A 24,757-nucleotide genomic window follows, 5' to 3' on the forward strand; every position below is an offset into this window, starting at 1 on the left:
GCTTTAAGGTAAGGCTTTTGCCTTTAGTTACGTAAAATTTATACAGTAAATACTTAATAGGCGGTAACGCCGCTTAAAAGTCATCGCGTTAGCGCACATTGGTTAATTATATCAATGTCTTACAATGGCTTGAGCTTTTTTAAATAGCATCGATATGTTTATCTTATTGGTGCTATTTTAGACATAACTGCCAGCTTATTGCTCAAACCTAACATTAGTTTTTTACTTTGTTAAAACTTGTCTGAAATTGTACGTGCAATACTACACTTGCTCACAAAGCTAAACGCTATCTTACAAGGCAGAATGCTAAGCTTTCCGAAAATTTTTACTCAGACTTACGGATCACTATATGAAGCGTTTTATCCCTTCTGTCATTGCCGCAGCAATTATTTTATCGGGCTGTGGTGGCTCCTCTTCATCAAATTCAGTTGATAACGCCACTTTGGAAGTACATGCGATTAAGCCCGCAGATGTAGCGAGCTACATTGAAAATTATACCCAGTCAGCAGCGCAGCTAAATGTACAAATCGATGGTCATAACTCAGCTATCGAACTGCTCGACTTTGATATGGATGAAGGTGTAATTTACATTCGCTATGATTTTGGCGTGATAGCGTTGGGGTTTGATTTTGAAGGTGAAAAACCAAAGCAAGAAGTTGCAGTGATCACCAATCAAAACACCGAGCAAGCCTTGCTTGGCGAGAATTTACAGCTAAGCGAGCAAAACGATAACTTCGTTATAGAAGGCCAGCTTGTTGACAACATATCGGGTAATTTACACACGTTTAATATGACATTTAACGAAAGCTTAATCTCAGGTGGTAACAGTCAACTTGTGGTAAAGGGCACTGCTGCGGAGCTATCGGGTACATTGGGCAGCAAAACCTATATTCAGTTTCGTGATTTGGCGCTTGATCACCCAAGTGTAAATCGCATTATCTTTAAAAGTGTTGATGGTTCTGTGAATGATGATATCAATATGCACACAGGCAGGCTAATTCATCAAGCACAATACACAACGGTAATGCCAGCCGATGGCGAAGCGTATTCTGGCGGCGTTGACTTGTATGCCGCAGGCATCAAAAAAGAGTATCAAGTAGGGGGAAAATTGGGTGTACATGCCTGGTGTTGCGAAGGTGATAAAGATGCAGGCCAACTTAGCAAGTCACATAGCGCACATGGTGCTCAATTGACTTATTTCCGCGAAATATTAGGGCAGGAACTCGGCCCCGAATTTTACTTTTTTACTATTAACGCAGCACCTGCTGACGATATTTATTTGATGACGCAAGCTGAAATAAACAAATACTTTTTTTAATTTTTAGCGGTTGGGATAATGTTCACGATAAAGCCTTGTATTACAAAGACTATAACCTATTTAACTTAGGTGCGCAGTTTTACGTAAACGAATACGTGCAAATTAACGCACGTGTTAACAACTTATTGGATGAAGACTTTACATCGTATAGCACTAGCTACACAGACCTAAATGGTGACGGCGAGTACGAGTACTTAACCGGTCGTGGTGTGGTGAGTGAAGTTACATTTACCGACGATTACAATGTAAAAGATAAAGGCCGTAACTTCTGGATTGGTGTTACTGCGTTCTTCTAAACATTAGATTTAGCAAGATTAGTCAATATGACTTTACAAGGAGCAGCCTAGGTTGCTCCTTTTTATTTTGTTTTTTAGTCGCATAGCGCTTTTCAAGCCATAGGGTAATTCTGTAGTCTTAGCAGGTCTATTCTTTAAAGGAGTTTCGCGATGTTGCGAACTATTTTATCTGTAAGCTTGGGGGTTGCTCTAAGCGCGGGTGCCTACGCCAATGAGGTAATGACACCAGAAAAACTTTGGCAATTAAAGCGTGTGAGCGCGCTTGGTTTAAACAAAGAAAAAACCCACGTTATTTATAAAGTGACAACACCAAGCGTTGAGAAAAACGATTTCAGCAGCAAGGTGTACCAAGTATCGCTTAAAGGTGGTGAATCACAACTGCTAGAGGCCTACCAAGGCGTGGTGATTGATAAAAGTATCTCACCAGATGGCAGTAAAAAGTTGTTCCATGAAAAAGTACAACTAGAAGATATTTTAGCGACCGACCGCCATAAAGAACTTGGCAAAGCAAATGCCTATGTATTTGATGACTTAAACTACCGTCATTGGGATACTTGGAAAGACGGCAACTTTAAGCACGTATTCTATCAAGACTTAAAAACCGAAGAAAAAGTCGACATTATGCAGGGCATGCCATTTGAAAGCCCAACCGCACCATTTGGTGGCTCGTCGGATTACACTTGGGGTCCAAAAGGTGAAAACATTTACTACGTGAGCAAAAAGCTTACGGGTACTGAATATGTTCAAAGCACCAATACCGATATTTATCGTTACAATCTAGCAAGCAAAAAAACCACTAACCTGACCGAGAAAAACCTAGGTTACGATAAGTACCCAGCGTTTTCACCGAAAGGCCACTTAGCATGGTTACAAATGGACGAAGCAGGTAACGAAGCCGATAAACAAGACATTATTGTGCGTGTTAACGACCGCGACTATAACTTAACAGCGCATTGGGATGGCACCGTAAACAGCTTCAAATGGAGTGTTGATGGTAAAACCATTTATTTTGTAGCACCAGTGGGTGGTACTGTGCAGTTATTCCAAGTGTCGGTAAACACTAAAACCAAAGCTCAGCCTAAAATCAAACAGCTTACCAACGGCCAATATGATGTAAACGGCATTGTAGCGGTATTAAAAGATAAGCTTGTTGTTACACGTAATAGCATGAATGCTGCGCGTGAAATTTACCGTTTTGATCTTGGTAGCAAAAAGCTTACTGCACTTACCAAAGAAAACGATGCGTTTTACGCTGAGCTTGATTTACCAAATGTTGAAAAGCGCATGGTAAAAACAACTGACGGTAAAGACATGGTTACTTGGGTAATTTACCCACCTAACTTTGATAAGAGCAAAAAGTACCCAACGCTACTTTATTTACAAGGTGGTCCACAGTCTGCGCTTTCTCAGTTCTACTCATTCCGCTGGAACTTCCAAGTAATGGCATCACAGGGTTACATTGTGGTAGCGCCTAACCGTCGTGGTATGCCAGGTCACGGTGAGCAATGGAATAAAGATATCAGCAATGATTGGGGCGGTCAGGTAATGGAAGACTACCTTGCAGCAATTGATGATGTAGCAAAAGAGTCTTACGTAGATAACTCACGTATCGGTGCTATTGGTGCAAGTTACGGTGGTTATTCAGCATTTTATTTAGCAGGTAACCACGAAGGTCGTTTTAAAACCTTTATTGCACACTGTGGTATTTTCGATTTACGCAGCATGTACGGCACAACCGAAGAGCTGTTTTTCGTAAATAACGAACTAGGCGGCGCATATTGGCAAGACAATGCAGCAACGAAAAAAGCATACGGTCAATTCAACCCAATTAACCACATTGAGAAGTGGGATGCACCTATGTTTGTGATCCACGGTGGCAAAGATTACCGCGTACCAGTTGAGCAAGGCATTGCCGCGTTCCAAGCAGCTAAACTACGTGGTATAAAGAGCCGCTTTATGCTATTCCCTGAAGAAAATCACTGGGTACTCACGCCGCAAAATGGCATTGTATGGCAGCGTGAGTTCTTCAAGTGGTTAGAAGAAACACTGTAAGTTAATTTTCCTTACTCAATTTTGAGTTAGGTAAACTTACAAAAAAGGCCTTATTGAAGAACATCAATAAGGCCTTTTTTAAGCCTTCTAAAATTCACTCGACTCACTGATTAACATTCGCTATCTTACTAATATAATTATAAAAATAATCTATTAATGTATGGCAACTAGTCCCGCACAGTTTAATGCCGCGATTATCAGCAAGGTGGCACAATATATTTATGATCACAGTGAAGAGGCAATCAATGTTGAAGCGCTTGCCGCTTATGCTGGTTTTTCAAAATATCATTTCAATCGCATGTTTTTTGCCGCAACGGGGTTTCAGCTCGGTGAGTTTATAAAACGGCAAAAGCTTGAAAAAGCGATGTTTTTATTAAAAAGCGGAAAAGAGAACATATTAGAAGTCGCAATGCGTGTTGGCTATGATTCGCCGTCATCCTTTACCCGTGCGTTTAAAAACAATTTTGCTTGCACCCCAACTGATATTCAAAATGGTAAATCACCGCTAAATGTACGCGCTGGCACTTTACCGCCAAAAAAACTAGCTGAAGCGTTTAAACTTGAACCAAAATGGCGCGAATTACCACAAACCACCGTGCTTGGTTTGTACGGTTCTGGCTTTAATGAGCAATCGTTTTCAAAGGTGGCTGGGCAGCTCTATAAGCGCTTAAGTGAACTTGCCGCACCGCTTGATTTTAGTGAGCTTCAACCTATTGGTGTAGCAATTGATAACCCTTGGGTAGGCGAACAAACACAAAGCCAATTTTTTGCAGGATTTTTAAAAGGGTTAGCTCAACAGCAGCAATTAGAGCACTACACACTGCAAGGTGGGCGCTATGCTTGTTTTAGCCATCAAGGGCCGCACAATACAATGTGGCAAACCATTTCTCAGGTATATGCCCACTGGGTGTTGCCTAATCAAATCCGATTGAAAGATCAGCATATTGTGCAGCGCTATTTAAACAACCCAGCAGATACAGATGCTGAAAAACTGATTACTGAGCTTTATTTTGCGGTGGAAAGTGATGCTATTTAAAGTGAGATTACACTCACAAATCGCACTTTCTGCACAGACACGCGACAACCTCATTGGTTAAAGTAAAATCATCTTAGCTTAATGGAGTAACCTTAAATGAAGCCAATCCGATTCTTGTTACTTGTTATCGTGTTAATTTTCACAAATAACGCAATGAGCGCACAAGGTAATAAAGTAGTTGCAGCAAGTACGTTGCAATCGAACGATCTCGATTTTTTTAATAAGCAAACTAATCAGCCTGTAAAGGTGAAGCTGTGGTATTTGGCAAGCGATGCAAACTGTGGCGCAACAGTGTGTTTAGTTGAATCGCAAAATAAGCGAAAAATTGCGTTAATTTCGCACGGCGCATTTGGCTCACCCATTGAAATGAACTGGTTAGGTTATGCCTTGGCATCACAAGGCTGGCTGGTGGCAGGCGTTGCGCACTATGGTGAATCTTGGGTGTACGGCAAAGAAACAATTGACCCAAGTGTGCTTGCACGTTTTTGGCAGCGCCCACAAGAAGTCAGCTTTGCCCTTGAGCAATTAACCAATAAAGGGTTATTTAATCTAAATATCGACACTAATAATGTACTGATGCTGGGTCACTCCGCTGGGGGCTTTACGGCATTGGCGCTTGCGGGGGCAAAGTTAGAAGCCGGAAAGTCAGAGCGTTACTGCGCTTTAGCTACTGCCAAAAACGATAAAAGCTGTGCTTATAACAAGCAAAAAACAACGCCATACACAAACGATAAAATAAGCAAAATCAGTGAAGTGCAATCACATATGCTGGATAAGCGCATTAAAGCCGTTATTTCACTTGATCCTGCCCTTGGTCACGCCGTAAATGAAAGCAGTTTAATGGATGTGACAGTGCCGACCTTGGTGATTGGCTCGGTTGAAAATGACTTTTTGCCGTTCAAGCAACATGCACAATATTATGCTGAGCATATTAAAAATGCCGAGCTAGTTGGTATTAAACAAGGTGCAGGGCACTTTATTTACATTAACCAATGCGAACATAACTTTAAGGCGCAAGGTGTGTTGTTATGTAAAGACCGTGAAGGCGTTGACCGTAAAGTGCTTCAACAGCAAGTACTAGGTCACGTGTTTTCATTTATTAATCGACATGGCTTAAATGTGTTGTAAAGTTTAGTGCATTCCCTAATTCTCGGACTTAAGTGAGTCGAATTTGAATCGTATATTTTTCTGAGCCTGATAAGTAGTAGCGCTTTACCAATGCGCTACTTTGCTTAACTCAACTCGAGTTTATGTATCTTGCTTTTTTAATTGGTAATAACCCACATTTTGCACGACTGCAAAAAATAGCTCTGGAATTAAAAAAATTAAAATAAGCGGACTTGCGCCTAGAGTTATTGCATAAATATAAAACACACTGAAAAGTACTCTCGCAAAACCATCGTATAAGCCAAGTAAAGGGCTGGTATGTTTTATTCTCAGCAGCGACCACACAATCACAACTGAGCCCAGTAAATGGGCAAACAGTAAATGCTGTATTTGAAAAGCGGGAAATTCTCCTTGAAAGCCAAGTGTTTGGTGAAAACTGGCAAACAAACTGATTACCCAGCTGGCAGCACCGGGAATGGCAAACGGTGTAGTGATAATTAAATCATAGTAGGCGCTTCGTGCTACCCATTTATTATAGTTTTGCATTGTGTTTGTGCTCCTTATTAAACATCGAGCACAAGTGTACGCTTTGCCCTATAGGGCAAAGTCAAAGGTTAATTAAGCGCAGTTAGAATTTGCGAGTAGGAGATTAAAGCTTTTTATGTCGTTGAGCTGTTGTTGGCACTTGGCGATTTGTGTTTTTAGCTGTGCTTCACGCTCACTTAGCGCGGTTAATAAAACGTGTTTTGGCAAACCATAATTAATATTTGCGCCTTGGCATAATTGTTTTATTTGATTAAGTGAAAAACCAAGAGATTGTGCCAAGCGAATTTGCTTTACAGTTTCGATGTAGCGCTCGTCATAAACGCGATAACGGCCTTGGCGTTTTGCTTCGGGTAATAACCCTATCGCTTCATAATGACGAATCGTTTTCGTGGTTGTGCCAACCCGCTTGCTAAATTCCCCAATAAACATGCTATTCCTTTTAATTACAGCTGCTATGAGAGTATTAAGGCATATTTACGGTGTGATTAAAATAATTAAGGCATCGGAGCAAAGATCAACAGACCCTAGTTTAAAGCGTAAAAGGCTATGTTTTAAAAACACAGCCCGCCTTAACTTAGTCTTTATCCACTAAACTCATAATATTGAAAGCCAAAGCATTTGAAGGAAACTCTTCCTCATTGGCAAGCACAGCAACAAAGTAACCACTGTCTTCTGAGCGCAAAATATAGCTCACAAAGCCATCAATACCGATGTCATGTCGATTAGTGTTGGTGGGTGCTTACATTCCAGCCAAGGGCATAAGCATTTAAACTTACAGTGTACACTTTTTGCTTAAACCCTTCGTTAAATAGGTCTTTTAATATTTAGTCTAAAACCTTGTCTGATTTTTAAACGAACAGTTGCTGAAATATTTAAATCTAACTAAGAATTGTTTTCAATTGCGTTTTTGCGTGCTAGCATGCGCACCTTTTAAATTCTGTCGAGCATATTGTGGAACGGTATTATTCAGAGGTGTTGGGCTATATTGCGCGTTCTGTTGGCTGTAAAGATAAAGCGCAAAACATAGTGCAAGAAGCGTATACCCGTCTATTAAGTCATAATCAAAACTATCCTCAACAAGATAAAACACATGCGCGAGCGTTATTTTTTAGAGCCGCGAAAAACATTGTGATAGACCAATATCGCAACAGTAAAAGTGTTGCGCAGCCAGATGAGTTTGAGCTTGTCGCCCCTGCTAATTTTGAGCCTGAAACTGTGGTAACAGCGCAGCAACAGCTTGCAGTACTACAGCGCTGCATCGATGCTTTACCGCTCAAAACAAAACAAGCTTTTGTTTTATATAAATTTAAAAACTTAACGCAGCCACAAATTGCAGAGCAGATGGAAATTTCTGTAAGCATGGTGGAAAAACACCTAGCAACTGCCATGTTAGCGTGTCGTGATGCACTAAAAAAATAATAAGAGAAACTGCAGAATGAACCGTCAAACACTCGCAATACAAGCGCAAGCTAACAAATACATTGAACTCGAAAAATTGGGTTTTAATGCAGATCAGCGCGCTGAATTTGAACACTGGCTTAATGCATGTGAAGCGCATCAAACCGCTTATCAAGAAAGCAAACACGTTGATGCGCTGCTAGCGCAATTTAACGAAAGTGAGCTTACGACTGAGAGCACCGCAACAACACTGCTAGAGCCACAAAGCGAAAATACACGTACTACTGAAAGAACCGTTTGGCTCAAAAACTACCGTGCCATTGCCGCGTGTTGTGCGCTTTTAATGATAAGCGTACTGAGTTATCACTTTGTGCCAAATATGTTTTCGCAGCACACCTTTGTTGCCGAATATCAATCAACACGCGGAGAATTGCTCGAATATACCTTGCCTGATAATTCACATATCACCTTAGATGCAAAAACACAGTTGTCGCTGGCGTTTAATGACAAGCAGCGACTTTCACAGCTTACCTCTGGGCGGGTGCTATTCGATGTTGAAAGTGATAAAGCACGGCCGTTTGTTGTTAATGTTGGCAATACTAAAATAACCGTACTCGGTACGCGTTTCTCGGTAGATAAAAAAGCAAATCAGGTTCGTGTTGCGGTGGCACATGGCAAAGTGGCAGTGCAAATGAATGAGCATAATGTGGTGCTTAGTCAGGGCGAAGTTGCACTCATTAATGACAACAGCATAAAGCGTGACGCCATGGCACATGCCAATGTTGGGGCGTGGCAACAAGGGCGTTTGGTGTTTAATAATGAGCCTTTGCTAAATGCCTTACACACGTTTAAGCGTTATCACAATCGCGACGTTATTTTTACTGATGCACACGCTGAGCAGCTACGTTTATCGGGCGTTTTTTCAGCATCTGAGCTAGATGGCTTTGTTAATATGCTGCCACATGCGTTAGCGGTTGAGGCTAAAATTATTAATAATCAAATAGTTATTAGCTCTAAAAAATAAGTGCAAAAAAACTGTATTTTTTATTGAGGGATTCTCATTCTCATTCGTTTTAATAACTAAGAAAATTAAATACGGATGACACAATGAGTACTTACTCGCCAATCAAAACTAAATTGACGCCGCTTGCATTTGCACTTGGGCTTAGCCTTTCGTTGCCATCCATGGCAAGTAGCAGCGCGTCAGTTTACCAATTTAACCTTGCTGAGCAGCCACTGGTTTACACCCTTACCACTTTGGCTGAAAAAGCGAATATGAATTTGATTGCCGACGCTAAGTTGCTTACGGGATTAACAGCGCCAGCGCTTGCAGGCGAACTGAGCTTGCTTAATGCACTTGAAATCACTTTGGCACAAAGCAAGTTAAGCGCACATATTGTGAATAATAATATTGTGATTAAAACAACTGCTGATACTTTAAAGCCTAAAAGCGAAGAAAAAAGTCAAAAATCAAAGGCCGAACCAAGCAAAGCCAATATTGAAGTGATCACGGTAACGGGCAATAAGCTGCAAATGCACCGCAGTGAAATTGAGCGCTCAAGTGGTCTGTCTAATTCAGATATTTTCTCAACATTTTCAGGCATTGAAGCGAATAATATTCGCAACGAAGCAGGCGCGTTAGATATTGGTATTCGAGGTGTTCAGGGCGAAGGGCGCGTGCCAATTTTTATTGATGGTAGCTTGCAATCAACCCATACCAACCGTGGTTATATGGGCTCAGCTGATCGCAGTTATATCGATTCAGACCTAATCAGCACCATAGATATTGAAAAAGGATCGTCAAGCAAAGCATCACCATATAGCTCAGGTGCCATTGGCGGTACAGTGAATATTCGCACTTTAGGTGTGCATGATATTTTAAAAAGTGGCGAAACATTTGGTGCGTTAGTTAAGTTAAAAACTCACAACAACAATAAAACGCCTAAAGTGCCAGAGAACTTTGGCTTGCAAAGCTATTACGAAGTAACCAATGGCATCGATACGCTCGATTTTAACGGCGGTGGTGTATCACTTGCCGGTGCATTTAAAGGCGATAAATTACAAGCCGTCGTGGCTTATAGCAAAAAGGAAGTTGGCAACTACTTTGCGGGTAAAAACGGCTTTGAAGAATTTGTAGAAGTAAAAGAATACATTCGCTGGGTGCCATCAAAAGAAGACCCGACAAAATATGTTGATGAGCCGTATGATTTCTTTATTCCGCCTCCGGTTAATAAAAATGGTGAAGTGGTAAACACCAGCTTTGAAAGCGACTCTTTTTTAGCAAAGTTGACCTATGATTTTACCAAAGAGCACTCACTGGAAGTTAATACGCGTTTGCATCAACAAGAGGCTGGCGAAATGCTTGCATCGTATTGGTATAAGCAGCGCGCAGGCGATACTAAATTCTGGAAAGAAGTTGACGAAAATGGTCAAGAGCAGTGGATGTCTGAAGAAATACCAGAGGGTGTTGAAACCATGCCACAATGGCAACCAGGCACAGCCAAGGTAAATAGTGCCAGTGCTTTGTACCATTACTTACCGAGCAATAATTCGTATTTGGATGTCACGGTAAATGTATGGCGCACCAGTGCGAATCTTCAGCAGTACAACGCACTTGGCAGCAATTTAGGACAAAATGCGGGGCAGTATTTTCACCGCTACAACAACACCCGAATTGGTGCAAGCGCACTTAACGCCTCTTATATTAACATTGCGAATATGCCAATTGTGCTCACTTATGGTTTGTCGTGGCAAGAAGAGAAGTTGGCGCCCCATAAAGATTGGTTAGATAACTTCAAAAAAGACTGGCTACCGGAAGATCATAAGTACAAGGCAACATCGCGCCACGGCAAGCAAGTTAAGCGCGCGCTATTTACTAATGCGCAAATCGATTTAGCACCTGTTGAGCTCACTTTAAACATTAACCATCATGATTCAACTAATGATGATTATCAAACGGGCGAAACCCTAACGTTCGATGCTAAAACCGATACAACGCTGCAAGCACGGGTAAATGTGTTTAATAACACAAGCGTAAAAGCTAAATACAGTAATGCGTACCGTATGCCAAATCTTTATGAGTCAACGGTGTCAAACGAGGTGTTTTCCTACTCGCCAGATTACCCAGTTAAAGCTGAAAACACCCAATCTTATGATATTGGTATCGAAAGCGAATTTAGCGGTGTGCTGTTTAAAGGCGATCAATTGGTGCTTTCAGCCGAGTATTTTTACACTAACATCAAAGACATGTTAGCAACGGGTTTTTTACCGAGTACAAAACCAGATGCGCAGTCGTGGGATCAAACTTTTTCATTCACCAACTACGACTCATTTGAATTACCGGGTACCGAGCTTGGCTTTAACTACCAAAGTGATTGGCTTTACGGCAAGTTTAGCTACACCAAATACGCCAATGTTGAAATGTGCTCAAGCCTAATTGCGAGCGCAGAAGGGGTTGATAAATGTAATAATACTGGGTTTTCGGGCAGTTTAACGCCGCTCAGAATTCCTGCCGATAAAAACTATATTGCAAATATCGGCACCAGCTTGTTAGACGATACCCTTGATTTAGGGTTTACCTATAAAAAGCATTCTGAAAAACACCATCCAGGTGGGTTTTTAGCAGGTACCGCAGTAAATACATTGGAATATATTCCATCAGGTTATCAGCTTGATTTCTACCTAAGCTACGCAATTAGCGACAGCATAAAAAGCAATCTATCCGTTACCAACTTAACGGATCAATACAAGGTATCAACGGGTTCAATTGTGGCTATGCCAGAACCTGGGCAAACCATCACCATTAGCTTAGAAGCAAAGTTATAAACACCTTTTATGCCCAATAGCGCATTGCTGCGCTATTGGATACTTATTTTTACTTTTTCGGAGCAGTTATGACCACCGTCACTTCGTCATTTTCGCGTGCACAAAATTTAAAAGCCGCCACCGCAGATGTGCATGATAATGTTGATAAAAGCATTATGGCACACGACCCTTTTGCCAATAATCAAAGTTATTTAGCGTTTTTATCTTTGCAGTATTATTTCTTAAAAGATGTAAGCGCATTGTACGAGCATAGAGAGCTTAGCGAGCTTATTAACGATTTAATCTCTCGCCGTCGTTTAAGCATGCTAGAGCAAGACTTTGCTGATTTAGCAGCTGAGTTGCCACGCATCTTTTTGGCACCTGAAATCAGTGATTCAACCGATTTTGCCACCGCGTTAGGCTGGTTATATGTAGTAGAAGGCTCAAAAGTGGGTGCTGCTATGCTGGGTAAACAAGCACAGGCAAAATTACCCGTAAGCGCTGACAATGGTGCGCGTTATTTAGCGGGGCCAGGTGCTGGGCGTGGCAGTGCATGGCGCGAGCTGGTAAATGTAATTGATACGATTGAGCTCAATGACGCGCAAGAAAGTGCGCTAATTAATGGCGCACGCCAAGCTTTTAGCCGCTTTCAAACGTTTCAGGCGCACGTTTACTCATGACTTTAAAAGCCGCTTTAGTGACGTATAAAAATAGCCTGTTATTTGTATTGGGATACGTGTTTGTCGCCCTTGGTGTGATTGGCATGGCACTGCCAGTTATGCCAACAACGGTATTTTTTATTCTCGCTTTGGCGTGCTTTACCAGAGCCTCTCCTAAGCTTGCACACAAGCTGCTGCACCATCCACGTTTTGGTCATACGCTGCAATTATGGCAGCAATATCGTGTTATCCCGTTCAAAGCGAAAATTATGGCATTGCTTGGTATGGCAGTTAGCTTTTGTGTTTTGTTAGTACTTTCGCCTGCAACTTGGGTTGCCTGTGTAGTGGGCAGCATCAAGTTGTTGGTGGGCTCGTATATTTTAGCTAAACCGTCAAAAGTATTGCTTTAACTAAGCAGTACTTTTGCTTCTTATAAACGCAAAATTAAAAGTAAACTCTTTTAATGTCAGCACATTGACGTTCTTTGTTTTAATGCACTGTAATAGCCTGATCGTTTACCACTAGCGACTGGCCGTTTTTTTGTGCGCGATTAAAGCTCGAAATCAACACGCTATTTGATAACGAGTTAATATCTTCGACTTCTTCCACCATGCAAAACATAATTGATTCCCAGCCTTTTTGCTTAATAAAGTTTTTGTGCTGTTTGATATTTTCTTGATAGTTTTTATCGGTAGTTAACAGGCCGATAGAGTGTTTATTACCTAGTTTGTACTTCTCATTACTCGTTGTTGCGCATTTTGCGTAACCACTTAATACATACACTATATTTGCTTGTTTGTTCATGGTGCTAACTTTTTAAATTGGTTCGATACAGTTTGGGTTTTATGTTTGTATGCATTTTTCAAACCAAGCTAAATAACATTTTTAAATTAGCTCTGTATGCCTTTAATTATATGAGTTATACGCAGCAATATTTTTTACAGTGTGGTTTAAAAGCTAAACTTTTTAACAGCAGTCAATTTTTTGTGCCTGTACAAAAACTAATTATTTTAAAGCGAGTGAATAATCTCTTTGAGCTTTGAGTTCTCTTAGGTATAGGGGTCATGACATTCTCCAAGTTTAAGTTGGAAAAGTGTCAACCTAATTCAATATGGGACAAGATAAATAAAAAAGGCCACATTATGTGGCCTTTAAAGTAGTAGATTTTGGAACGCTTAAGCGTCTGTTTTATGTCCTTTCACACCGTAGAATACGATAAACACGTAACATACAGCAGGAATAATAAATGAGAGCGTCAGACCAATCGTATCAGCGGCCATACCTTGTAAAACAGGAATGATGGCACCGCCCACGATTGCCAAACATAAAATGCCTGAACCTTGTGAGGTATGCTCTTTCAAGTTGTTTATAGCAAGGCTAAAAATAGTTGGGAACATAATTGAGTTACATAAACCCACAGCCAGCATTGCCCACATTGCGATAGGGCCAGAACTTAACATTGATACCACAATCAGTACGATAGCAAGTGCTGCATTAAAGGCCAGTACCGTTCCGCCAGATATTTTTTGCATAACGGCAGCACCAATAAAGCGACCAACCATAGCACCGCCCCAATAATAAGCGATGTATTTCGCAGCGGTGGCTTCAGTCATTTGTGTTGCACTGGCACTTGAAATGTAATTGATTAAGGTACTGCCAATGGCTACTTCTGCACCCACATAGACAAAAATACCGATAGCACCGAGCACTAAATGCTTGTGTTGCCACGCAGAGCCTTGAGTAACTCGAGGGGTTTCTTGATTAGCGATTTTAGGTAACTTTAATACTAAAAAGATAAGCGCTAATACCAACAATGACGCAGCTAAAATTAAATAAGGTAATTGTACAGCGGTACCATCATGACTTTGGTTTGCGCTATCAGCAGAGAAGAAAAGTGCCGCCCCAAATAATGGTGCAACAGTGGTACCTAATGAGTTAAATGCTTGGGTTAAGGTTAAACGAGACGGCGCTGTTTTAGGGTCACCTAACGCACTGACATAGGGGTTTGCAGAGACCTGTAGAATCGTAATACCACTGGCTAATATAAATAAGGCCATTAAGAAAAGCGCATACATGCCGGAGGTTGCCACAGGGTAAAACAACAAACAGCCTACACAGGCAATGGCTAACCCGGTCACAATACCTTTTTGATAACCGATTTTACCGACTAACTTACCGGCAGGTAGCGAGATAATAAAATAGGCACTAAAAAAGCAAAACTGAATAAGCATTGCTTGGGTGTAATTAAGGGTAAAGGCCTCTTTTAAGTAGGGAATTAAAATGTCATTAAGACAAGTAATAAAGCCCCACATAAAGAAGAGGCTAGTTAAAGCAACGAGTGCAAACTGAGTGTTTGAGGTGTTGCCAACATCAACCTGAGCGGTTTGATTAATTGGGTTAGGTGAGCTCAATGTTATTTCCTTTAATATGTTGTCAGTTTTTTGTAGTTTTTAATATTAAAACGCTAAAGTATACAATATAAAACAAGCTGAAAAGCATTACATACGATTGCATTGCGTATTTAAATCTTAAAATGCGCCGTTAGTTTGATAGTGAAAGCAAGCTAGCCGCCGTTTGACTTATCTTTGATAGGCCAGAGTAGCACCGTTTACTCTGTGACCAGTTGGCTGTATAGCCATGTTATTTTGGAGGTTTTTACATTCATCGCGAGATATGAACAATAAGGTTGTTACATTTAGAGCAAGTTATAAGGTTTTTGGTAATTTCACTTTGTTTTTTATTAAAATACAAAGCAATTTGTTTACGTTAGAAGCAGTCGACGATTGGGCAATCGGATAACTCATAATAGCGTGTTAACCTTTGTGGTTTAAATTCTGTTCTAATCCAAAGCTTTTTGATCGCGACGTTGCTTTGGATTGAACCTGTTAGGCTGCGCTTATTTGGCACTTATTCTGTGTTGCCCTATATGGATGTAGGGTAAGGTAACTTTGTAGGAGCACAAAGTCTTTATCGCTCATTGATGTAAAATAACGACGCAACAATCGCTCTGCTTCGTCTAAATGCCAAACAAACTGCTGAAGAGACATACAGTAAATGTCAGAACGCTCTAGCTTTTACTTTTCAAAAACAATGTATAGACTTTTAAAATAGCTGTATTTCCATTTCTTTCGCAAATAGCTCTAGGGCATGTAAGCCGGCCACCGAGTTACCATATTGGTTTAATTCAGGTGACCACACTACCACAGTGTAACGCTCAGGCACTACGGCTAAAATCGCACCACCGACGCCTGATTTACCCGGCATACCAATACGATAAGCGAAATCTCCCGCAGCATCATACAAACCACTGGTAAACATTAAAGAGTTCATTTGTGAGTTTTGCTTACGTGAAATAAAGGTTTCTTTTGTGGTTTGTGAAACCCCTTTATTGGCTAAAAAGCTGAAGGTTTTAGCCAGTTCTACTACGTTCATTTCGATGGCGCAGTATTTACAATAATTACTGAGCACAGCGTCTACATCGTTATCAAAGTTATTAAATGACTTCATTAAGTTTGCCATTGCCGCATTGCGAAAACGATGCTTAAACTCTGATTTTGAAACCGATTTATTAAAGTTAATTTTGCTATTGCCCGAAAGCTGACGCACCGTTTCTAAATAATGATGCAGTGGGGCACTTACTCGTGATTGTAGCGCGTCACATACAGCAAGCGCACCTGCGTTGATAAATGGATTGCGCGGTACGCCGTTTTCCATCTCAAGCTGAATTAGCGAGTTAAATGCGGTGCCAGATGGCTCTTTACCAACACGTTGCCACAGTGACTCGCCATAACGTTGTAGCGCGAGCGAAAGGGTTAATACTTTTGAAATAGACTGAATGCTAAAGCGTGTTTTGGCATCACCAGTAGTGTAGATTTCACCATCGACAGTGAGCACCGCCATAGCAAATTGCTGAGGCTTAATTTTGGCAAGTTCAGGAATGTAATTTGCAACTTGGCCTTGACCAAACAAGCTTCGACATTCTGAATTTATAGTGTTAAGCAGCGACGTAATCTGATCCATTGTAAAACCTCTAACTCTGGCATTAAGCTCATCACTATAAATGAGTTTAGCGAGTTGTCACCAACGAAAAGAACTTATTTGAACCAATTAATATAGCTAATGAGCAAAGATGTGTGTTATTTAGCGGCAATTCTTAGTGCCAGTGCGCGAGCATGGTCTTTTTTGGCATAGTAACGAACAGCATGACGAATAAGCCATTTGAGCTCAGTGTTAGCTGAACCTACCCAAGAATCAAGCAGATCGAAAACTAGCTCGGGATGATCTTTGGCAATATCTCCTAAACTATTGGCTACGCTGCGCCTAACGTACAAGCTGGAGTCGTCTTTTAAATGGCACAAGAGGGGTAAAATGGGTGTTGGATCGCTAATAATCGCAGGTAATCGTTTTCCCCAAGGTAGCTTTGGTCGAGTACCTTCTGAAACTAAACGGCGAATATGTCGGTTGCTATCAAATTGCCATTTATTCAGGGTTTCAAGAGTACGCGCTTGTTGCGTTATTAAAAAAGGCCGAATGCAAAACTCAGCGCTAAAACGTTGAGTAAGCTTATATTGTGCTTGCATTGATAAATCGAACGGGTCGCTTCCATCATTGTATTTTGCATCTAAGCCGTAGTTTGCGATGTAAAAGCTAAAAGGTAAGTAATAAAAGCCCGCCAGTCCGAATTCTTCTGAGCTTTCGTCAGCATCAATTAAGGTACGTAATAAAATATCAATCGCAGTTTGGTAATGTGCGGGAAGGTATTGATGCAACGTAGCTGCGATAAATTGGCCTTTTGCCATTAATGCCAAATCACTCGGTGCTAAACGACAGGCTTCAACAAACTGCGTGCTATTAAATTCGGCATAGACAAGTTCGATATTACGCGCCAGAAAGCAAATGGCGTTATCATTTAATAGATCGGCTAACGAGCTTCCTTTTGCGATAGCGCGTGGCGCATTGGGAATGCTCGCTTTAGTAAATGATGGCAGTTGCACAGACATTTAAGGCTATTCGCTATCGTTTTCTTTTTGGTCGTTTTTTAGTGCTAATTTAAACGCTAAAATAACCAATGCAAACATTAAAAACGGCAGTGCTGCAAGACTGTATTCTGCCCACGCTTTATCGTAAAAAATGGGTTTCATAATAAAGTGTCCGGCAATTACCAAAACGATGGCAACCAGTAGTATTGGAATTGTGATTAATTCGCTTTTAATTTGTCCCTTGCTTCGCATAAGAACACTTTGTAAGTTATGAATAATCCGTAGTTTATCTGCTTTTTTGTTAAAACAATATAATGTAAATCAAGTTTGTGGTGTTCACTTTATAAGTGAATACATTTTTTTGATTGACGCAGGTGAAATTCCACCCATCATGTCATCGTTAGTTAGCGCAAAAAGAAAGTCGTCGATTTCATTGGTATCGATTGCTGTTTGATTGATTAGTACGGTAGCCCACAGTGTTAAATCATCGTCATCAATTTGCGCTGAGATATATAAATTAAGTGCATGTTTTAGATGTTGTTTATAAACTTTTAGCGGCAAAATTTTTTGCTGTGTTTGTTGAGCAAGTACACGATATGCATTATTAATATCGCTGCCGTAAGTAATGAGTTGATTTAATGCTTGCTCGTAGGTCATTTCACTTTCTTAAATGGATAAAGGAATCGTTAAATTGCAACAGACAGTCATAATTAGAAAAGCCGAACATCAAGATGTTACAGCGGTGCTTAATGTACGAAAACAAGCAATTTTGGCTGGCTGTAAAGATGCGTATGATAGCACACAACTTGATTTGTGGACCGGCGTTAGCGCCGATAAAGTGATCACCGACATGATTGTAAATTCATTTTATGTGTCAGAAATGGGCAACGAAATTGTTGGCACTGGTAAAGTAGACCTTACGACAGGACAAATCGATGGCATATTTGTTTTGCCGTCGCATTTTGGTTTGGGATTAGCGCGCGCTATGTTGACTTTTTTAGAGCAAAAAGCAAAAGCGCACGGTTTAACAAAGCTATTTCTTGACGCCACACTAAATGCGGTAAATGCTTATAGTGCCTATGGTTTTATTGCTGATACGCCACGCAACTATGAATCGCCAACCGGTGCAGTGCTACGTTGTGTGCCAATGCAAAAGGAAATTAAATGACACTTGTATACACCCATGAAAATTTGACCTTAGTGGTTAATGTAAGTACTGCATTGCAAAATGCCGGTATTAAAACGCAAATTAAAAATCAGTATGCAGCGGGTGGGCGTGGCGAAATTCCTTGTTTTGAGACATGGCCCGAGGTTTGGGTAGCGTCACAGTTTCAAGTGAAGCAAGCGAAAGAGATAGTGGCGCAGATCACGTTAGAGAGTACACAGCCTGATTGGCAATGTACTCACTGTACCGAGCTAAACGGGGCAGCATTTGATTTTTGTTGGCACTGTGATAGCCCTAAACCACACTAAGTTTATTGCCATCTATGATCGCCTAGCGATACCGCTTACGTGATTGTTACACCACGCTAAACACATTTCACATACAGCGACACAAATAGCGCATTCCGCACTGCATAAGTGTGAACGCTTCAAAAATACCTCTTTGTAACATTTTAAATTATTGAATTTTAATAATAAATTTAATTGTAATTAGCTCATTACAATTAAAAGTAAAATAGTTGTTACTTTTTATGTAAATTAGGTTAATAATATAAGTACTATATCTTTCGTAGTTTTAAAAAAGCAGTTTGAGGCATTATGTCTGCATTTATTATTATTTGTATGTTGCTTAGTATTATCAGTACCTTATATTTTGCGATCGGCTCTAAAAGTAGTCAGCAAAAATATATTGAGCATGTTGAATTTCCAAGCGCAATTAAGCAAACATTGCGTGCAAAGTATAGTTCGCTTTCTGATGAGCAGTGTGAACTAGTATTAGCCAATTTACGCGAGTATTTTTTGATTTGTCATATGGCAAAAGGGCAGCCAGTTGCAATGCCATCAAAAGCGGTTGATCTTGCGTGGCATGCGTTCATATTACACACGCGAGAGTATAAAACGTTCTGTAAAAAAGCATTTGGTCGATTTTTACATCACACACCTATATCGACATCGACAAATAGCCAAGACGTTGATGCAAGCTTACAACGTACGTGGCAGTATTCTTGTCAACGCCACTTTATTGATTATTCAACTCCAGAAAAACTGCCATTTTTGTTTGCGCTTGATGAGATGCTCGCTATTGAAAATGGTTATTGCTACTCGTTAGATGAGTCGCCGCAAGCTGGGAAAATCAATGTATTGTCATTAACTAATCGTGTTACGTCATCGCAGCAACCGAATGTGCAAACCTCACACATAATAAGTTGTGGCGGGTATGCAAGTAGTTAGAAACCGCCAATTAAAGCTCAGTTTGACGTATTGAAACTGAGTTTTGGGCCTTTACACTATAATTTTAAATCTACTTATCGCTTCTGACTTGAGCATATACAGATTCGGTTTTCGAACGATTGATGCTCAACCACCGCGCTCAATATTTGCTGCTCGCTTTTGTTAAACGTCATTGGCAAGTGATACAATATCGCCACTTTCATTTCTCTTAACGCAATAAAGTAGTTGTTTATATTATGATAGATACGGTTAGTCCGGCCCTGTTGGTGGTGTTTATTCTTGCGTTTTTCAGTTGGTATATTGCGTTTGTATTGTTTACCACTCGCGTAAAATACAACAAAAGTCAAAAACCTAAAGAGCAGTAGCTGTGTACGAATCATTTGTTGATTGGTATTGGTCTATATTCGGTGTTGGCGAAAATAATGTTGCGTTTGGCAGCCAAATTGCGGCCCTGTATTCTTGGTTAATGTTACTTGCTGCGGGCTTAACCTATTTAAAATACCTTAAACAGCAAGTGCCTAAATTTGTGTGTTTTGCATTTGCTATTGTTGCATTGTCATATTCATCAACCGACTTGTTAATGGCCGGTGTAAATGACTTTTACCGATATTTTGATGAAGGCGATAGTTTTCGTGCCATTGCGGTAAGCTATACGCTACTCGATAGTTTAACCGCCATTTTAGTGATGTTAGTAGTACAGCGTATGTGCAAACAAGCCAACCCTTTTTTGGATGCTGTCGATATTATGGTGATGATATTGCTCTATAACGGCGCAGCTCATTTCTTGGTAAATGGATATTACATGGTAGTTGAACAAGGCAGTGTCGATTGGATTGCGATGCTATATTCGGCAACCATTATTATTACTGACGGTGTGTTGGTTCTGGTGATGTTTTTCCCAGCGCTGGGGTGTTGGCTCAAAAATATTTCATTGCGTACGCAATTAAGAAGTGCAAGTTAGCTTGCACTTCTTAGGGTCTGTTGACCTTTCAAGTTCGTTTTTGCAGCAGTTTGATTGGGTTTTATACAAGGCAGAGGCTGCGTTGCATAGTTATTCTATGTGAGCCAGCCGATAACACAGTAGAAAAGCCAATCAAGCGCTGCCGAATGGTTCTTTTGAGCGCACTTTTCTCATTGTTGCCTACATGGATGTAGGTAAGGGGCGAGAGCAGACGCGGAAGCTTTGCTCGATATTCGCTTAGATTACTAGGCCACACATCGAGCGCCGCGATAAAAGTACGCTCAAAAAGAACAAAAATAGAACAGCAAAGATCAACAGACCCTAGTTATTACGTTTTAAACAAAATATCTACGCCTTTAGATATTTGCTGTGAAACGCAATATGTTCGTCAATAAAGCTTTGAATAAAAAAGTAACTGTGATCGTATCCTGCTTGCATACGAAGTTCTATTTCACTATCGCTTTGCTTCGCAGCAGCAATTAGGTTTTCAGGCTTTAGTTGCTCTTGCAAAAAGTTATCAGCATCACCTTGATCAACCAGTATAGGTAATCTTGATTGAGCACTTGCCAATAGTTCAGATGCGTCGTACTCGCGCCAAGACTCTTTATTAGAGCCTAAATATTGTGTAAACGCTTTTTGTCCCCAAGGGCAATTCATTGGGTTTGTAATGGGACTAAATGCAGAGATAGCGCGGTACTGTTCTTGGTTTTTAAGGCCAATAGTTAACGCGCCATGTCCGCCCATGCTGTGGCCTGAAATCGATTTTGTTTGAGTCACCGGAAAGTGCTGTTCCATTAACGCAGGTAGCTCTTTTACAATATAGTCATACATTTTGTAATGACTTGCCCACGGTGTTTGTGTCGCATTGAGATAAAACCCTGCGCCTTTACCTAAATCGTAGCCTTCATCGTCGGCAACATCGTCACCTCGGGGGCTGGTGTCGGGAGCGACAATTGCAATGCCAAGTTCAGCAGCTTTTTTAAATGCGCCCGCTTTTTGCATAAAGTTTTCATCTGTACAGGTTAAACCAGATAACCAATAAAGAACGGGAACGGGGCTTTCTGCTGATGCATTTGGCGGTAAGAATAGGGCAAATCGCATGTCGCAATTTAAGCTGATAGATTTGTGGCTGTATTGTTTATGCCAACCGCCACACACTTTGGCTTTACTTATCACTTCTAATGACATGTTGTTTCCTTTTAAAAGCGCCTAACATTTGTCAGGCGCTTTAACTAAAATTGCGGTGAGTTTAAGCTACTTATCCATATGCACTACAGAGCGAATGCTTTCGCCTTTGTGCATTAGCTCAAACGCCTCGTTAATGTCATTAAGTGACATGGTATGCGTAATAAACTCTTGTAGGCCAAAGTCACCGGCAAGGTATTGTTCAACAATGCCTGGTAATTCTGAACGACCTTTCACGCCACCAAATGCAGAGCCACGCCATACGCGACCTGTAACAAGTTGGAATGGGCGCGTAGAAATTTCTTGTCCTGCACCGGCAACACCAATAATCACCGATTCACCCCAACCTTTGTGACAGCATTCAAGTGCTTGGCGCATTACGTTTACATTGCCGATACACTCAAAAGAGTAGTCAACACCGCCGTCAGTCATTTCAACAATTACTTCTTGAATTGGCTTATCAAAGTTTTGTGGGTTGATCACATCGGTAGCACCAAGTTGCTTTGCTAAATCAAACTTTGATTCATTGATATCAATACCAATAATGCGACTTGCACCCGCCATGCGAGCACCAATAATTGCCGATAAACCAATACCGCCTAGGCCAAAAATCGCCACGGTATCGCCTTTTTCAACTTTTGCAGTATTAAGCACGGCACCCATACCGGTCGTAACACCACAGCCTAGTAAACACACTTCTTCTAGTGGTGCTTCTTTGTTTACTTTTGCAAGAGAAATTTCTGGCAGTACTGTGAACTCAGAGAAAGTTGAGCAACCCATGTAATGGTAAATTGGCTCGCCATTGAGTGAAAAACGAGTCGTGCCGTCTGGCATTAAGCCTTTACCTTGTGTTTCACGTACTGCTTGGCAGAGGTTTGTTTTACCCGATTTACAGAACTTACATTCGCCACATTCAGCAGTGTAAAGGGGGATTACATGATCGCCTACTGAAACGCTTGTTACGCCTTCGCCAACCATTTCAACAATACCGCCACCTTCATGGCCTAAAATTGATGGGAAGATACCTTCAGGATCATCACCTGAAAGTGTAAATGCATCAGTGTGACAAACACCTGTTGCAATGATGCGAATAAGTACTTCACCTTTTTTTGGCAATTGCACATCCACTTCTTCCATTTTTAATGGTTCGCCTGCTGCCCAAGCTACCGCAGCTTTTGATTTTATTGATGTTTGGCCTGGTTTAAGATCTAACGCCATAATATGTTTCCCATATGTGATTAAAACTGCCTGACTAGTGTGAGCTATAAAGGCTAGTTCATTTGCTACTTTGTTGGTAACTAGTTTATTTATTTCTTATTAAAAGATAATCACCCTAAATTGAAAATTATTATTTCATATATGTAATAATGTGTTCAGAATAGCGAAGAGATTAAAAAAAAATGGATTGGACTGGGGTAAGTGAATTTGTTGCGGTGGCAGAAACACAAAGTTTCACCGCGGCAGCAGATAAACTAGGTAGCTCTGTGGTTAATGTGAGCCGTAAAGTCAAAGCACTAGAGCAACGCTTAGGCGTTAAACTATTGCAACGGACAACGCGCAAGGTGTCGCTCACCGAAATGGGGCAGCAATATTATTATGACTGTAAACCGCTGGTGGAAGGCTTAGCGCTGGCAGAGCTTAATGTGAGTAATATTCAGCACGGTATTAGTGGGCAAATTCGCGTTACCGCTCCGGTTACCTTTGGTGAGCGCTATATTGCGCCGCTGGTGAATGAATTTTTAGCGTTGCATGGGCAAATTGAAGTCGACTTAGTGTTAACCAACCAAAAACTCGATTTAATCGATAGCAGTATTGATGTTGCTATTCGTTTAGGTCACCTAAACGATTCAAACCTTATTGCAAAAAAGCTCGCAACACGACAAATGTTTGTTTGTGCAAGCCCTGATTATATTGCAACCCATGGCGAGCCACATACTTTATCTGAGCTTGCTATGCATCAATGCTTGGTTGGCAGTAATCAATATTGGCGGTTTTTACAACAAGGAAAGGGGCGTAATATTCGCGTAAACGGGCGATTAAAGTGTAACTCAGGCGTGAGTTTATTAGATGCTGCAATAAGTGGCTTAGGGCTTGCTCAACTGCCTGATTATTACGTTGGCGACGCATTAGCGCGGGGCGATTTGGTTGAAGTATTACCGAGTTATCGCGATAAAGAAGAAGGGATTTGGGCGCTTTATGGTCATAATCGGGCGCTGCCTTCTAAGCTCGATTTATTTATTCGCTTTTTACAGCAGCATATAAAAAAGCCCGCTTAACGCGGGCCAAGATTAGGAAGTCTTTTTATATTTAACTTTATTTAAATCATTCTACTAGGCGTGTTTTACAACCACAGTACCGGCAAGTAAGTCATGCCATGCTCGGTTCTTCTCATCAATGGCTGCCCAAATAAAGCCTAAACCAAGCGGTAACGCTGAAACATAGTAACCAACGTAACGAATAATGCTTTGCACTACGGTTGGTTTCGCGCCCGTTTTGGCATCAACTACTTTGCTGTCTACTGCCATTTTGCCTGGGGTTGCTGCTTTATATACCCAAAACATTACGGTAAGTATAAAAGGCAGTACTTCGTGATTCATAAACTCTTTAAAGTCGAAGAAGTTTAGAGGCGTCCATGGCAAATAATCATCGAAGAAGGTAAAAGCGAATGCGGCAATTACCAGTGAAAAAAGTAATCCATCTAAAATAAGTGCGGCAAAGCGTCTAAAAAAACCAGCGTATTCAATACGGGGTTGAACTGTTTGATAATCTGAATATGTCATGGCGACCTCTGTATGCTTCCTGTTGATGGGTTCATACTAGTCGGTCAGTTATTTTGTATTGCTGAAAAATGAATAACGGCGAATTTAAATTGCGAACGGCAAAATGCGTGTTTTGATCAATCGTTGATAACCTAAACTGGATGTTCACTTGATTATTAATAGATTATTTTTGTACCTAAAAAGTGTTTAAAAGACGATTTCGCTATATCCAAAGTAACAATAAATTTACATGTGAATTGGGT

The 24,757-nt window shown here is 40.8% G+C and carries 26 protein-coding genes; 15 read left to right on the plus strand and 11 right to left on the minus strand.

The features are described from left to right. Positions 1 to 349 precede the first annotated feature (349 nt). The 5 genes from ACHSBP_RS19005 (at position 350) to ACHSBP_RS19025 (ending at position 5,830) form a co-directional block, all read left to right on the plus strand. Positions 350 to 1,318: a hypothetical protein gene (locus ACHSBP_RS19005; RefSeq protein ID WP_395390114.1), complete on the plus strand. Its 969-nt coding sequence runs from the start codon at positions 350 to 352 to the stop codon at positions 1,316 to 1,318. Positions 1,319 to 1,353: 35 nt separating this feature from the next. After that, the gene (locus ACHSBP_RS19010; protein ID WP_395390115.1) at positions 1,354 to 1,614 is read left to right on the plus strand and encodes a hypothetical protein; all 261 of its coding nucleotides are present in this window, start codon (positions 1,354 to 1,356) and stop codon (positions 1,612 to 1,614) included. A gap of 150 nt (positions 1,615 to 1,764) precedes the next feature. Then, positions 1,765 to 3,666 (plus strand): S9 family peptidase, encoded by a 1,902-nt coding sequence (locus ACHSBP_RS19015; protein WP_395390116.1) that lies wholly within the window; start codon positions 1,765 to 1,767, stop codon positions 3,664 to 3,666. Between the two features lie 160 nt (positions 3,667 to 3,826). Then, positions 3,827 to 4,702 carry a GyrI-like domain-containing protein gene (locus tag ACHSBP_RS19020; RefSeq protein WP_395390117.1) on the plus strand — a complete coding sequence of 292 codons (876 nt, stop codon included), beginning with the start codon at positions 3,827 to 3,829 and terminating at the stop codon, positions 4,700 to 4,702. A 96-nt stretch (positions 4,703 to 4,798) separates the two neighbouring features. Beyond that, the gene (locus ACHSBP_RS19025) at positions 4,799 to 5,830 is read left to right on the plus strand and encodes an alpha/beta hydrolase family protein (protein ID WP_395390118.1); all 1,032 of its coding nucleotides are present in this window, start codon (positions 4,799 to 4,801) and stop codon (positions 5,828 to 5,830) included. A gap of 120 nt (positions 5,831 to 5,950) precedes the next feature. On the opposite strand, the gene ACHSBP_RS19030 is transcribed toward ACHSBP_RS19025, so the two are convergent. Together ACHSBP_RS19030 and ACHSBP_RS19035 are read right to left on the minus strand one after the other, a co-directional pair. Further along, the gene (locus tag ACHSBP_RS19030) at positions 5,951 to 6,355 is read right to left on the minus strand and encodes a hypothetical protein (RefSeq protein ID WP_395390119.1); all 405 of its coding nucleotides are present in this window, start codon (positions 6,353 to 6,355) and stop codon (positions 5,951 to 5,953) included. Between the two features lie 72 nt (positions 6,356 to 6,427). Continuing rightward, positions 6,428 to 6,784: a MerR family transcriptional regulator gene (locus tag ACHSBP_RS19035; RefSeq protein WP_395390120.1), complete on the minus strand. Its 357-nt coding sequence runs from the start codon at positions 6,782 to 6,784 to the stop codon at positions 6,428 to 6,430. Positions 6,785 to 7,306: 522 nt separating this feature from the next. Between ACHSBP_RS19035 and ACHSBP_RS19040 the strand changes: the two genes are divergently transcribed. From ACHSBP_RS19040 to ACHSBP_RS19060, 5 genes are all read left to right on the plus strand, one after another. Then, positions 7,307 to 7,774: an RNA polymerase sigma factor gene (locus ACHSBP_RS19040; RefSeq protein WP_040641285.1), complete on the plus strand. Its 468-nt coding sequence runs from the start codon at positions 7,307 to 7,309 to the stop codon at positions 7,772 to 7,774. A 16-nt stretch (positions 7,775 to 7,790) separates the two neighbouring features. Then, positions 7,791 to 8,777 carry a FecR family protein gene (locus ACHSBP_RS19045; RefSeq protein ID WP_395390121.1) on the plus strand — a complete coding sequence of 329 codons (987 nt, stop codon included), beginning with the start codon at positions 7,791 to 7,793 and terminating at the stop codon, positions 8,775 to 8,777. An 83-nt stretch (positions 8,778 to 8,860) separates the two neighbouring features. Continuing rightward, positions 8,861 to 11,578, plus strand: a complete 2,718-nt coding sequence (locus tag ACHSBP_RS19050) for a TonB-dependent receptor domain-containing protein (protein ID WP_395390122.1) — start codon at positions 8,861 to 8,863, stop codon at positions 11,576 to 11,578. 68 nt (positions 11,579 to 11,646) lie between these two features. After that, a complete protein-coding gene (locus tag ACHSBP_RS19055; RefSeq protein ID WP_395390123.1) occupies positions 11,647 to 12,237 on the plus strand; it encodes a biliverdin-producing heme oxygenase in 591 nt (196 codons plus the stop codon). Further along, positions 12,234 to 12,626 (plus strand): YbaN family protein, encoded by a 393-nt coding sequence (locus ACHSBP_RS19060; RefSeq protein ID WP_395390124.1) that lies wholly within the window; start codon positions 12,234 to 12,236, stop codon positions 12,624 to 12,626. Before ACHSBP_RS19055 ends, ACHSBP_RS19060 begins: the two co-directional genes overlap by 4 nt. A gap of 79 nt (positions 12,627 to 12,705) precedes the next feature. On the opposite strand, the gene ACHSBP_RS19065 is transcribed toward ACHSBP_RS19060, so the two are convergent. The 6 genes from ACHSBP_RS19065 to ACHSBP_RS19090 all read right to left on the minus strand — a co-directional run bounded on the left by ACHSBP_RS19065 (position 12,706) and on the right by ACHSBP_RS19090 (position 17,852). Continuing rightward, complete coding sequence (locus ACHSBP_RS19065; protein WP_010558636.1) at positions 12,706 to 13,020, minus strand: hypothetical protein; 315 nt, start codon at positions 13,018 to 13,020, stop codon at positions 12,706 to 12,708. Positions 13,021 to 13,391: 371 nt separating this feature from the next. Further along, positions 13,392 to 14,627 (minus strand): sugar MFS transporter, encoded by a 1,236-nt coding sequence (locus tag ACHSBP_RS19070; RefSeq protein WP_395390125.1) that lies wholly within the window; start codon positions 14,625 to 14,627, stop codon positions 13,392 to 13,394. Between the two features lie 691 nt (positions 14,628 to 15,318). Further along, the gene (gene glsB, locus ACHSBP_RS19075) at positions 15,319 to 16,236 is read right to left on the minus strand and encodes a glutaminase B (protein WP_010558638.1); all 918 of its coding nucleotides are present in this window, start codon (positions 16,234 to 16,236) and stop codon (positions 15,319 to 15,321) included. 116 nt (positions 16,237 to 16,352) lie between these two features. Then, on the minus strand, positions 16,353 to 17,216 hold the full coding sequence (locus ACHSBP_RS19080) for a DNA alkylation repair protein (RefSeq protein ID WP_395390126.1): 864 nt from the start codon (positions 17,214 to 17,216) through the stop codon (positions 16,353 to 16,355). Positions 17,217 to 17,222: 6 nt separating this feature from the next. Beyond that, positions 17,223 to 17,447 carry a hypothetical protein gene (locus ACHSBP_RS19085; protein WP_010558640.1) on the minus strand — a complete coding sequence of 75 codons (225 nt, stop codon included), beginning with the start codon at positions 17,445 to 17,447 and terminating at the stop codon, positions 17,223 to 17,225. A gap of 84 nt (positions 17,448 to 17,531) precedes the next feature. Next, positions 17,532 to 17,852: a hypothetical protein gene (locus ACHSBP_RS19090; protein WP_010558641.1), complete on the minus strand. Its 321-nt coding sequence runs from the start codon at positions 17,850 to 17,852 to the stop codon at positions 17,532 to 17,534. Positions 17,853 to 17,886: 34 nt separating this feature from the next. On the opposite strand from ACHSBP_RS19090, the gene ACHSBP_RS19095 reads away from it, so the two are divergent. The 4 genes from ACHSBP_RS19095 to ACHSBP_RS19110 all read left to right on the plus strand — a co-directional run bounded on the left by ACHSBP_RS19095 (position 17,887) and on the right by ACHSBP_RS19110 (position 20,550). Continuing rightward, entirely contained in the window at positions 17,887 to 18,363 is a 477-nt protein-coding gene (locus tag ACHSBP_RS19095; protein WP_395390127.1) for a GNAT family N-acetyltransferase, read from the plus strand. After that, a complete protein-coding gene (locus tag ACHSBP_RS19100; protein ID WP_010558643.1) occupies positions 18,360 to 18,668 on the plus strand; it encodes a DUF2007 domain-containing protein in 309 nt (102 codons plus the stop codon). The genes ACHSBP_RS19095 and ACHSBP_RS19100 overlap by 4 nt, the downstream gene beginning before the upstream one ends. A 288-nt stretch (positions 18,669 to 18,956) precedes the next feature. After that, positions 18,957 to 19,589: a glycine-rich domain-containing protein gene (locus ACHSBP_RS19105; RefSeq protein ID WP_395390128.1), complete on the plus strand. Its 633-nt coding sequence runs from the start codon at positions 18,957 to 18,959 to the stop codon at positions 19,587 to 19,589. Positions 19,590 to 19,956: 367 nt separating this feature from the next. Continuing rightward, positions 19,957 to 20,550, plus strand: a complete 594-nt coding sequence (locus ACHSBP_RS19110) for a hypothetical protein (protein ID WP_395390129.1) — start codon at positions 19,957 to 19,959, stop codon at positions 20,548 to 20,550. A 348-nt stretch (positions 20,551 to 20,898) separates the two neighbouring features. On the opposite strand, the gene fghA is transcribed toward ACHSBP_RS19110, so the two are convergent. Together fghA and ACHSBP_RS19120 are read right to left on the minus strand one after the other, a co-directional pair. After that, the gene (gene fghA, locus ACHSBP_RS19115) at positions 20,899 to 21,738 is read right to left on the minus strand and encodes an S-formylglutathione hydrolase (protein WP_395390130.1); all 840 of its coding nucleotides are present in this window, start codon (positions 21,736 to 21,738) and stop codon (positions 20,899 to 20,901) included. A 66-nt stretch (positions 21,739 to 21,804) separates the two neighbouring features. Then, a complete protein-coding gene (locus ACHSBP_RS19120) occupies positions 21,805 to 22,953 on the minus strand; it encodes an S-(hydroxymethyl)glutathione dehydrogenase/class III alcohol dehydrogenase (RefSeq protein WP_010558647.1) in 1,149 nt (382 codons plus the stop codon). Positions 22,954 to 23,135: 182 nt separating this feature from the next. On the opposite strand from ACHSBP_RS19120, the gene ACHSBP_RS19125 reads away from it, so the two are divergent. Continuing rightward, the gene (locus ACHSBP_RS19125) at positions 23,136 to 24,011 is read left to right on the plus strand and encodes a LysR family transcriptional regulator (RefSeq protein WP_010558648.1); all 876 of its coding nucleotides are present in this window, start codon (positions 23,136 to 23,138) and stop codon (positions 24,009 to 24,011) included. Between the two features lie 54 nt (positions 24,012 to 24,065). Here the strand turns inward: ACHSBP_RS19125 and ACHSBP_RS19130 are convergent, their stop codons facing one another. Further along, positions 24,066 to 24,515, minus strand: coding sequence for an RDD family protein (locus ACHSBP_RS19130; RefSeq protein WP_395390131.1), 450 nt, complete (start codon positions 24,513 to 24,515; stop codon positions 24,066 to 24,068). Between the last annotated feature and the right edge of the window lie 242 nt (positions 24,516 to 24,757).

The organism is Pseudoalteromonas sp. XMcav1-K (genome assembly GCF_044005875.1).
In the GTDB taxonomy this organism is placed as follows: Bacteria; Pseudomonadota; Gammaproteobacteria; order Enterobacterales; family Alteromonadaceae; genus Pseudoalteromonas; species Pseudoalteromonas spongiae.